This window comes from Calothrix sp. CBUCES-K 9914 (assembly GCF_059640475.1).
In genome coordinates, this window is the sequence record NZ_JBXXZH010000288.1 from 1 (window position 1) to 10,519 (window position 10,519).

A 10,519-nucleotide genomic window follows, 5' to 3' on the forward strand; every position below is an offset into this window, starting at 1 on the left:
GAGACCGAATTAATACGGTCTCTACATTATCGGGAATTATGGGTAATCAACCGGACATGATATTACCTCTATAGTCAAATAATTTAACTTACCGTGGGCGCCAGGAGCATGGTCATCTGTACTGACTTCAAGCACATCAACTTTATAACCGTGCTTTTCTGCCCAATAGTAATACATTCGCCATAAATCATTTACCCATTGCTGTGGTTGTGTTATCTCAACCGCAGAAATTATTATGAACGTAGAACTATTTGTAGTGTATAATACCATCGGTAATATTTTTACAAAATTGTGGTATCCGAGTAAAAAACTATAAGACTAGTGTGTTATGTCACATTACACGGGTCAATAATGTGCTGCTGTAGGTTAGAATTTTATGAGTTCCGGATTCTGAGCTGTAAGCTGGGTTTTTTTGAAAGTCACATAAATTTTTTTCAGATTGTAAAATTGTGCCTGCATTTTGGGTACAACAAGAATAAGCAGAATGAAATGTGGTCGGCAAGACATGTAATAAAACGCTACAACATCCAGTAAATAAGCGATTTTGCCTAGTTACACCTTATATTTTTACCTTCATAGCCTACTCTTAATATTTACTTAGAACAGAATATCTCGGAAAAGTGAACCGTATAAATACTGACCGTGGGTCAAACCCCTTCTGTAAGTTCAGTAGAACAACGAATGGTGTCTAAAAGCATCAGTAAGGAAAATAAATTACAGCTTTGATGAAAAATTACGCAACTCCGATAAATCAATATCGGGGTTAAATTAAAAGGATATATTTATGGTAGCCAATCAGTCGTATATACGGTACGGCAATAGTGAAAGCGGAAATCGCACCACAATGCCTTCTGATAGCATGGAGTTATTGCTCTCTTATCACCAAAATCCCTCTATAAAACTTCGTAATGAATTAGTTCAGCTACACACTGGTTTAGTTCGTAAAATGGCGCACAAATTTAGCCATCAATGCAACGAACCTTATGAAGATTTGGAACAAATTGGCTATTTCGGTCTAATTCGTGCTATCGAACGCTTTGATCCCAGCCAAGGTTATGCTTTTAGCTCATTTGCTGTACCTTATATTCGCGGAGAAATGCTGCACTTCTTACGTGACCGTAGTACCTTACTCAAAATACCTCGTCGCTGGCAGGAATTGTACAACGAAGGACAAAAAGTTCGCAAAGAACTAGCTGAATCTTTAGGGCGCCCACCAAAAGACTCAGAAATTGCTGACATACTTGATGTACCATTACACGAATGGCAAGAAACAAAACTTGCTGCTCAAAATCGTATGCCATTAAGTTTGGATGCCACCGTTGTACATTATGTAGACTGCCAAATTACTTTAGGTGAAGCACTACCTTGTCCACGTTCCACTTCTGCACAGCAAGAAGAAGAAGAGCGTCAGCAGTTGCAAGGAGCTATTACACAGCTTGAAGAGAAACCCCGCATGGCAGTAGAACTAGTGTTCTTAAAAGAGCTTTCGCGTAAAGATGCAGCCAAGAAAATTGGCACAAGTCCAATGACTGTTACGCGATATCTGCAAAAAGGCATTCAAGATTTAATGTGTATGATGCAATCTCAACCAATAGCAGTAAACTCTTAAAAAGTGCTGAGTGAGTCGTGCTGAGTGGAAGAAGTCCGCTCGTAGTAAGTACTTTAGTACTTATCCGCCCATTCTGACTGGTTTTTATAAGTCAATATATAGATACACAGTAACTGACTGCCACTAGTTTAACGTTTTCGTCTAACCTAATAAATTATTTGCCCATCCAAGCGCCCAGATAACTATTAATTATTCCGACTTCTTCGTTCTTTCTTCAAAGAGCATAGTGCATTATTGACTGAAACGAGCGCGAATTGTGCGGTATCAAGATTTTTGTCTGTTTCTAACAGGTAACTTACTGTTTCAAAGTCATATATAATCTGTTCTAGTTCTTGAGCAGATAAATAGCTAACCTTATCTTGAAAGTGTACAGCAATTATACCTAAATTTAAAGCTGTGTTAATGCGAGTATTGGCATCTCCTTTTTCAAGCATCAGCATTAAAACACTCATACTTTTTTGAATATACGAGCCAATTTTGATCAACGCTTTGGCAGCATTAATTTGAACATACAGGTCTTCGTCTTGCAAAGCGCTAACTAAAACTGGCGCCACCAAGTTGTGATTAACTTCTGAACCTAACGTGCCCAAACCGTCTGCGACAGCAGCACGTACTCGCGCGTCTTTATCTTGTAGGGCACCAATTAATGCTGGAATAGCAATGCTTTTATCGGCAACATTGGGTAAAGCTAAAGCTGCTTTCGCGCGTACTCCGGGATAGTCATCATGTAAGGCAGTTATTAAAGGAAGTGTCGAAGAGGGATGACGAATGTGACTCAAAGCTTCAACGGCTTTCGCGCGTACCCATTCATCGGAGTCTTCCAAACTCTTAATCAAAGGTTCAACTGCAATTCTTGCTTTAACTTGAAAACAGCCAAGCGCAAACGCAGCAGTCGCGCGCACTTGTGGTGATGCATCTTGTAAAGCAGTTATCAATGCAGGAATTGTTATAGCTTCTGAACCAATTTTGCACAGCGACTCAATAGCACTAACACGAAGCGACACCGAATCATCCTGCAATACTTCGATTAAAGCAGGGACAGCAATTTCCGCTGTCTTCCCAAAATTTCCTAACGCGATAACCGCATCATAACGCTGATGCTCGTCATTTAATCGAGAAATCAACTCCAGAACAGCTTGTTTATCGTGTCCCATTTGCAATTTACTAAATGAACAAACAGCGTCCGAACGAACTCGTGATTGAAGCTGCCAATTTTTTAAAACCATTAGCGATTGCTTCACAAGATTTTTCATTACTCTTCTTGCTCCCTGAAGCTGTAATTGTCATGGTTCTGCATCCTGGGTATTACAAGCGCATATTTTAGTAGCTACTAGTAATATTTACGTTTCTCGTATCAATTTCGGAACAGTTTAATATCGAACCGCAATAGCCTGGGGTTTCAACCCTAGGAAAGCAAAGTAAGAGGATTAAGAGAAATTAACTTTGTAGGTATAATTATCCTTCGCTAGAGTTTAATATAAGTAGAATTACGTCGAATCACAGCACTCAATTCAGGTGTTTTGTACTAATACAGTCTCAAAATCTAAATTACGGAAAATTACAAAACTAAATTACAAAATATTTAATTTTACTTTGGCGCCATCCATAAACCAGCAGTCAGCACCTGTGGAGCGTATTAAATGCTCCACAGTTTCAAAAACAAACAAAGATTTGAAAAACACCTTACTCAGCACTCAGCACTCAGCACTCAGCACTCCAATAATACTATCGCCTATTTCAAAGAATGTGCCATTTTTTTCATCCTCACTAAACTGTAAATTTGGATATTTACTTATCAGTTCCTCTGCTGAATTGGCTTTTGCATCAATTCCCGATGGTAAAATTCCAGTCGAACCGATGTAAAAAATCAGCGGTGAAATATTTTCACGGTAAACCCTTTCCATATGATGCTCTAATTTCGTATTTGCTGCTGTAAAAGCTGTTACCGTTTCTTCCTTACTTACCAAAATACCCTTTCGCTTATCCTCTAATATACGAGTCGCGGCGCCTGCACCAACTTTTTCGAGTACTGTAGCAACGATACCATTGTCCTTAAACCCAAGAAAGTCATCAAATATCGACTTCATCAAGTTATCAACTGCCGTTATTTTCATACGCGCGGATATTGATTTTGGTCGGAAGGCAATATTTTCTTCCCATGCCACTTCAAATATTGCCTTTTGAAACACTTGACCTGTTTGAGTATCGTAAGCGCAATACATTCTATCAAGGAATTTGTTCGCGCTCATTAATTTACCTAAGTTGAGAATGTCTCGACTACCAATATCAATTTTATACCTGATATCTGTATCAATTGTACAAGTTTTTAACGCTGTGACATCACTATAATCCCTCGTCGTTGGAAAGTTGAGATAAAGGTTTTTTGACAAATAATGCTTTTGCAGTTCCTCTAATTGTTCTGGTAAATATACATCTGATATATTTTTGAGGTGTGCTGTAAAAATACTTACTAACACTTTCATCTGGGCAAGTTCATAAAATAAGCCATCAAGACTATTGTAATTTGCATCAATTGCTACCAAAGGTAACTTATCGAGTTGAATTTCATACTCTGAGCGAAAATCAAATCGTTCTGCTATAATTACATTCTTGTCTCTTAATACATCAAAAGTCTTCTTGCTGCTAATTTTGACTTTGATTGACTTGATATTAACTTCACCATCGTTAACAACAGTATAATTATTGAAGGTGTAAAGGTCATTGAGTAATAAACCCGCTAATTCGATGACTGGTGCTTTGTCTTCGACTTTTTGCAATCTACTCTCACGTTTCACAAGCATATTAATCGTAGCAGTATTACGATTGATTCTAAACGAACACAAATCAACATACTCACTTATATCCACGTATTGAGTTGTCAACCAAGGTTCTTGAAAGTTTCCATTTTCATCACATAACCCTCTGAGACGCTTAATACCTTTACGCTGGTAGTTTTCTTGTAAATGCTTGAGATTGATAATTATGGAGTTGCGATGTTCCTCCAAAATATTTATCAACTCCAGCAGCGATGTGGCGCCTGTTGTATTTACCATGTTTTTACTTTAAAAAGGATGTATTGGTAGGTGAGAAGTTTTAATGCAGGATAATTTATCCCCTTTGTTGAGCGTCTACCGTGTACACACATCTTTAATAAAGACCTTATTTTCCTCTCTTTGTGTTCTTTGTGCCTTTGTGGTTTATCTATTTAAAGAACCACAAAGACACAAAGGGCACGAAGAAAGAGAAGGAAGAGAAGAAAAAGAGACTTGTGTGTACACGGTAGCTGTTGAGCGTGGGGGTAGTGAGGATTAAAATCTACGCAGATATTGCTCCTGCGTTTAATCTAATTTGCTTTTTTGATTTGTTTTTGCTTGAAAGCGCCCTATTTTTCAAAACAAACATTATACTGGCGCCACAAACTATATAATACAAGATTACTATAAAGTTGTCAAGGTTATGATGAGTGCAGGCGCCTGTAAATATCAGTACACTTCTTTATATAAGTTTAAAAAAATACTTATGAAATTTGCAATAAAAATTACTAAACTTGAGTAAGTGAGATGGAAAACCAACAATAAGAAAGAAGAATGAGGTATCCCATGCATCGCCTGCTTGTTTCGAGTACTGTTTTTGCAGTAATATTGACTACATACATACTCGAAAATCCTTTTAGTTTTGCGTTGACTAAAGAATATAAACATCATCTAAAAACTAGTGGTTGTGCAACGCAGCAGAACTTAGCATTACAACCTAAAAAAGCTAAAAGCAGCGCTCCAAATTTCTTGGTTTTAGCAGGGGGTGGCGCCCCAGACCATAATGAAATAGCTTTAGAAAAGAATGTTCTTTACTTCCAGCGAACGCTTAAGCAGTTGGGATATGACCCAACAGACGCATCAGTTTACTTTGCCAATGGTAATGACGGTGAGGCTACGATTCGCTATATCGATGATACAGGTAAACAGCAATTCAAAGTTCCCGCAATTCCAGACCTCAAAGGCGCCTCTACTCTCAGTAATTTACAAAGCTGGCTACAACAAGCTAGCGAAACTCCAAATAGACCGATACTAATGTACTTTACAGGACATGGTATTCCAAACGAACAAGATTTAAACAATAATTCATTAACGCTTTGGAACCGACAGTCGATGAGTGTCAAACAGCTTTCGACGATGCTTGATAAAATGCCCCAAGATAAACCAGTTGCGGTGGTGATGGCGCAGTGTTTTTCTGGTTCTTTCGCCAATTTTATCTATGAAGGAGGCGACCCGAAACGTCCTGTGGCAATGCAAGCGCGTTGTGGTTTCTTTGCTACGATTAAAACATTGCCTTCGGTGGGATGTACACCACTTGTTAACGAAGCAGATTACAAAGATTATAGTTCAAGTTTCTTTGCTGGATTGAGCGGTAGAAATCGAATTGGACAACCTGTAGCTTCAGCTGATTACAATAAGGATAATAAAGTTTCCTATACAGAGGCTCATGCTTTTGCTAAAGTTGATGAACAAACGATGGATTTACCAATTTCAACTTCGGAGTCTTGGCTGCAAGATAAAGCAAGCTCCAAAGATATCGAAAAAATATTACAGCAACCAATAAGCCAAATTATTAAGACCGCGCGTCCAGAGCAGAAGTATGTAGTTAATTCGATAGCGAAGATATTGAAATGGGATGCTAACAAGTCTTTTGGCTATAACTATGAATCATTGAAGGCAGATAAATATGATACCGAAGTTCTTAAGACTTATGTAAAGCGTCTAGGTATGGAACTTATAGATATTGGGATGGAAAATAATATCCGCAAATCTGGTTCGCGTTCTCTGATTGCGACTTTGGATAAATTGCTACGCTGTGAAAGTTCGGCGCCGTAATAACTCCTAAATTTTAAAGCGAGGTGCGTGACGCTATTAGATGCGATCGCTTCGTTCAAGATTGTTGGTGGCCTGATCGCACCCTACGTAAATATTTCTAAGATTTGGCGGCAAATTTGCTTGAGTCGTTCTCCTACTTGTTCTGATGGCATGGTGGCGCCTACAAACTTCCAGTTTTCGACTGTTGAGAGGTGCCAAGCTTCGCCACGATGGTCAAAACCTGCAACTTCAATGCCAACGACTCGACGTAAGCTAGAATCGGGGTCTAAATGTAAGCGAATTTGAAACAGTAAACTGCGAACACGCCATGACCGACTGATACCGGGGAAATGAAAGCCAATATCTATGGAGTCAGGGTCAACTAACTCGCGCGTGTCGGGGTCGTTATGCCAAGGTTTGAGGTCAGATTTTGCGTCAGGAAATTCACGTTTGAACAAATTGACTACCGTGGCTATCTTACCAGCGAATTCAAGGCTAGTTGCCATTTCTGCTGCGTTCACGCTATTTGTCTCCTCTTATTACGATTTAATGATGTGACGACAGAAAACCGCCAGAAGGCTTACTCTATTTGGTGTTAAAGCTTATCAATACTTTTACGATAAAGCAACTTTAAAATCAGCATTTGATAATAATTATTTCTATAGTTGTATTTTTTGAAACTTATGATACGAAATTTTTTAAGATAATTTGGGTATGTACTGAGCAATTATACCCAATTTTTATATTAAGTGCTAAAAGTTGCCACTTTTATAGTATGTAAGGTCTTTACGGTATATAATACTCTGCACGAATAAAGTAATAAGCTAATAAACACTCGTAAACGAGGCCGCTCCGATCTAAAATTACAACTGTTATATGGCTAACAAATCGGCTTTGCTTATGGCGCGTCAACGGAGCATCATTTCTGTAATACTGGTATTATTGGCAACTTTCTTGATGAGTTGTGGTGGACCTAGCGTTGCAACTCCACCTCCAACGTATACGCAAGCGCAACTGGAAAAGATTCAGGGATATTTAACTGATGTCGAAGCAGTACGCGACCGTAGATTAGAACTTGGAAAGTTAATCGTCGATAAAGATTGGATTAAGGTGGGTAATTTTATACATGGACCAATGGCGGAAGCGCGTTTGGACATGACATATATTGTTCCTAACCTATTACCCAAAGAACAGGCACCTGCGCGTAAAGTCGCACGGGACGTGTTTGACCACTTAGTCAAAATTGACCAAGCGGCTTCTTCTGGTAATCAGCTAGCTGCTGCAAGCAACTATGAAGCGGTATATTCAGATATTGACAAATTCCTGAATTTAATGCCGCCATCGATTAATTCGCAAGAAGCAGGTTAATTTTAAATAAAGGGGCTAGGGATTAGTCCCTGGTCTCTATTATCTTAATCATGCACATAGCAATTATCGGATGTGGCGTAGTCGGCGCCGCTCTTGCATACGAACTGAGTCAAGTTTCAGGATTAAAAATTACTGTTTTCGACCCAAAACCGCCAGCACAAGCTTCAACAGGGGCGGCATTAGGTGTATTAATGGGCATTATTAGCCACAAGACCAAGGGTAAAGCGTGGCGAATGCGAGAACAGAGTATTAAGACTTATGAAGAATGGGTTCCCAAGTTAGAAGCTGTTTCTGGGCGTAAAATTCCTTTTAACCGTCAGGGAATATTAATGTTACTAACAAAACAAGATCCCCCCAACCCCCCTTATCAAGGGGGGCTTCAAGACAAGCATAATTATAACCCCCCTTATCAAGGGGGGCAGGGGGGATCACAATGGGAAGATTTAGCTGCAATTCGTGCGAAACAAGGTTGGCAGTTAGAAGTATGGGACACAGCGAAACTACATCTTGCTTGTCCACACATAAACTTAGAGCAAATCATTGGCGCCGTATACTCTCCATGTGACCGTCAACTCGACCCAACAACCCTGACATTAGCTTTGGTAGATGGGGCAATGGCAAATGGTGTAAGTTTTAAATTTGGTGTAGAAGTTAATGCGTTTAGTCCTCTAAGTACGAACTCAGAGGGAGTGTGTCAATATATTGAGACAAGCGATGGTAAAGTATCCGTAGACAAAGTAATTATATGTGCTGGGCTTGGTTCAACTGCTTTAACAGCGCAATTGAATCAAAAAATAGACATTCGTCCTGTGTTAGGGCAAGCTATACATTTTCACGTTGGACATGCGCTTGGCAACTCAGATTTTCAGCCAGCTATAACAGGAAATGATGTACATATTGTTCCATGTGGCGCCTCTGTTGTACCTGTTACAGATTATTGGGTAGGCGCCACTGTTGAGTTTCCCAACACTGAAGGATATAGCTTACCTCCTGACGCTGAATTGTTAGAGTCAGTCAAACAACAGGCTATATCTTTTTGTCCCGAACTTAAAGACGCTACTATTACCCGCACATGGTCAGGGTTACGTCCCCGTCCCGAAGGGCGCCCTGCACCAATTATCGAAAAACTGCCTGGGTATAGTAATATCCTTGTTGCTACAGGACATTATCGTAACGGTGTTTTGTTGGCGCCTGCGACTGCGGTCACAATTCGTGAGATGATTATTCAATAAAACCAAAATACAAGCAGTAGATAAAAACCGTGTCAATAGCAGAAAAAAAGATAAAAATCGACTCATTAGAATGGTTTTACCGCGAATCTGAACCAATTGGTCGCAGTGATTTATTACCCGTAATATTACTACACGGAATAGTATCACAAAGTTATAGTTGGCGAAACATTTTACCAGCATTAGCACAGCAGGGAACACACGCAATAGCACCAGATTGGATTGGATATGGCTTTTCTTCTAAACCAGAAAAACGCGACTTTGCCTATACACCTGATGCATTTATTACTGCATTAGAAAAGTTTATTACAGAATTAAAACTTGAAAGATTTTCTTTAGTCGTTCAGGGTTTTCTAGGTTCAGTTGGCTTACAATACGCTTTACGTCATCCAGAACAAGTTGCGAATATATCAATTCTGAATGCGCCAATTTCTCAAACTGCGAAAGTCCCTTGGAAAATTCAGCAATTAGGTTTACCCTTAGCTGGTGAGATGATGACTCAAGACCCATTATTAGTTGATAGAACGTTAGAAGGAGGCGCCCGTTATATTATTGATGAGGAACATTTAGGTATTTATCGTAAACCATATTTAAAAAGTTCTTCATCAGGACGCGCGCTTTTAGCAACTATTCGTAACTTGCAACTGGATAAAGCGATGCAAGAAATCGAATCTGGATTTAAAGAATGGAAGCAGCCTGTATTATTGCAATGGGGAGTACAAGACCCTTGGTTATCTGTAGATATGGCAGAAACATTTGCTGCTTCTACACCAAGTGGGGAGTTAGTCAAACTTAATAACGTTGGTCACTACCCTCAAGAACACTATCACGAAACAATATTAGAAGACTTGCTACCATTCGTGCGACGTTCAGAAAATTCTTAGAGGATGTTAGTAAAAAACGTAGGGTGCGTAACGCTACTAAAAAATTTCAACTAACGTTATAAGACCTGTAGCGTTACGCACCGACTCTCATTATCTACAAAGTATTTGTGATTCACAGATTGTATTTCTCCTTTAAAGCTTCCCACCTTGCTTCATCTGGATCAAAATCAGGAGGTACATTCGGAGCGTTTTCAAACAATCCCTCAAATGCTTTGACTCTCGACTTTCTCTTTGGAACTCGAAGTAGCTTCAAGAGTCTGTAAAATAATTAATTCTACTTTACCAGGAGCAATATTCAAAGGTTCGTCAAAAACTAAACTTCCTGATTCATCAATTATTGCATTTAGCTTATAAGCTTGCATACTCTCTTTCCTTTTTACTTATAGTATAAAATGTATAGCATGAAATTGTTTTAGAATTGTTTACAAATATATTATTGATTATGTTTTTGTAAACCTACACTGGTAAAAATGGGTAGTGTAGGTCATTCAAGGTAAAAACCAATACAATAAATAATTATCAGAGAGCTAGATTATTTAGGAACCGCGCAACAAATACTGGCGCCACATGGTTACACAGTTA

General features: G+C 39.1%; 10 protein-coding genes. 5 read left to right on the top strand and 5 right to left on the bottom strand.

The window, feature by feature from the left end:
- Positions 1 to 36: 36 nt before the first annotated feature.
- Positions 37 to 270: a PCRF domain-containing protein gene (locus AC2JBO_RS38145; RefSeq protein ID WP_496958842.1), complete on the bottom strand. Its 234-nt coding sequence runs from the start codon at positions 268 to 270 to the stop codon at positions 37 to 39.
- 574 nt (positions 271 to 844) lie between these two features.
- Here AC2JBO_RS38145 and AC2JBO_RS38150 point away from each other — a divergent pair.
- Positions 845 to 1,609, top strand: coding sequence for an RNA polymerase sigma factor SigF (locus tag AC2JBO_RS38150; protein ID WP_496958851.1), 765 nt, complete (start codon positions 845 to 847; stop codon positions 1,607 to 1,609).
- A gap of 185 nt (positions 1,610 to 1,794) precedes the next feature.
- On the opposite strand, the gene AC2JBO_RS38155 is transcribed toward AC2JBO_RS38150, so the two are convergent.
- Both AC2JBO_RS38155 and AC2JBO_RS38160 read right to left on the bottom strand, forming a co-directional pair.
- Positions 1,795 to 2,862: a HEAT repeat domain-containing protein gene (locus tag AC2JBO_RS38155; RefSeq protein ID WP_496958843.1), complete on the bottom strand. Its 1,068-nt coding sequence runs from the start codon at positions 2,860 to 2,862 to the stop codon at positions 1,795 to 1,797.
- A gap of 441 nt (positions 2,863 to 3,303) precedes the next feature.
- The gene (locus tag AC2JBO_RS38160) at positions 3,304 to 4,662 is read right to left on the bottom strand and encodes a hypothetical protein (protein ID WP_496958844.1); all 1,359 of its coding nucleotides are present in this window, start codon (positions 4,660 to 4,662) and stop codon (positions 3,304 to 3,306) included.
- Positions 4,663 to 5,208: 546 nt separating this feature from the next.
- Here AC2JBO_RS38160 and AC2JBO_RS38165 point away from each other — a divergent pair.
- Positions 5,209 to 6,477, top strand: a complete 1,269-nt coding sequence (locus AC2JBO_RS38165; RefSeq protein ID WP_496958845.1) for a Caspase domain-containing protein — start codon at positions 5,209 to 5,211, stop codon at positions 6,475 to 6,477.
- A gap of 83 nt (positions 6,478 to 6,560) precedes the next feature.
- On the opposite strand, the gene AC2JBO_RS38170 is transcribed toward AC2JBO_RS38165, so the two are convergent.
- On the bottom strand, positions 6,561 to 6,977 hold the full coding sequence (locus tag AC2JBO_RS38170) for a Tery_1686 family protein (protein ID WP_496958846.1): 417 nt from the start codon (positions 6,975 to 6,977) through the stop codon (positions 6,561 to 6,563).
- A 379-nt stretch (positions 6,978 to 7,356) separates the two neighbouring features.
- Here AC2JBO_RS38170 and psbQ point away from each other — a divergent pair, with 379 nt between their 5' ends.
- The 3 genes from psbQ to AC2JBO_RS38185 are packed head-to-tail and all read left to right on the top strand — an operon-like array spanning position 7,357 to position 9,937.
- Complete coding sequence (gene psbQ, locus AC2JBO_RS38175; protein ID WP_496958847.1) at positions 7,357 to 7,824, top strand: photosystem II protein PsbQ; 468 nt, start codon at positions 7,357 to 7,359, stop codon at positions 7,822 to 7,824.
- A gap of 50 nt (positions 7,825 to 7,874) precedes the next feature.
- The gene (locus AC2JBO_RS38180) at positions 7,875 to 9,056 is read left to right on the top strand and encodes an NAD(P)/FAD-dependent oxidoreductase (protein ID WP_496958848.1); all 1,182 of its coding nucleotides are present in this window, start codon (positions 7,875 to 7,877) and stop codon (positions 9,054 to 9,056) included.
- 29 nt (positions 9,057 to 9,085) lie between these two features.
- A complete protein-coding gene (locus tag AC2JBO_RS38185) occupies positions 9,086 to 9,937 on the top strand; it encodes an alpha/beta fold hydrolase (protein ID WP_496958849.1) in 852 nt (283 codons plus the stop codon).
- 203 nt (positions 9,938 to 10,140) lie between these two features.
- Here AC2JBO_RS38185 and AC2JBO_RS38190 read toward each other — a convergent pair whose 3' ends face one another.
- Positions 10,141 to 10,299: a hypothetical protein gene (locus AC2JBO_RS38190; RefSeq protein ID WP_496958850.1), complete on the bottom strand. Its 159-nt coding sequence runs from the start codon at positions 10,297 to 10,299 to the stop codon at positions 10,141 to 10,143.
- Positions 10,300 to 10,519: the final 220 nt, after the last annotated feature.

Bases quoted from the DNA above. Each gene is read 5' to 3' on its own strand.
- AC2JBO_RS38145 (WP_496958842.1), bottom strand. From the start codon at position 270: ATGGTATTATACACTACAAATAGTTCTACGTTCATAATAATTTCTGCG.
- AC2JBO_RS38150 (WP_496958851.1), top strand. From the start codon at position 845: ATGCCTTCTGATAGCATGGAGTTATTGCTCTCTTATCACCAAAATCCC.
- AC2JBO_RS38155 (WP_496958843.1), bottom strand. From the start codon at position 2,862: ATGAAAAATCTTGTGAAGCAATCGCTAATGGTTTTAAAAAATTGGCAG.
- AC2JBO_RS38160 (WP_496958844.1), bottom strand. From the start codon at position 4,662: ATGGTAAATACAACAGGCGCCACATCGCTGCTGGAGTTGATAAATATT.
- AC2JBO_RS38165 (WP_496958845.1), top strand. From the start codon at position 5,209: ATGCATCGCCTGCTTGTTTCGAGTACTGTTTTTGCAGTAATATTGACT.
- psbQ (WP_496958847.1), top strand. From the start codon at position 7,357: ATGGCGCGTCAACGGAGCATCATTTCTGTAATACTGGTATTATTGGCA.
- AC2JBO_RS38180 (WP_496958848.1), top strand. From the start codon at position 7,875: ATGCACATAGCAATTATCGGATGTGGCGTAGTCGGCGCCGCTCTTGCA.
- AC2JBO_RS38190 (WP_496958850.1), bottom strand. From the start codon at position 10,299: ATGCAAGCTTATAAGCTAAATGCAATAATTGATGAATCAGGAAGTTTA.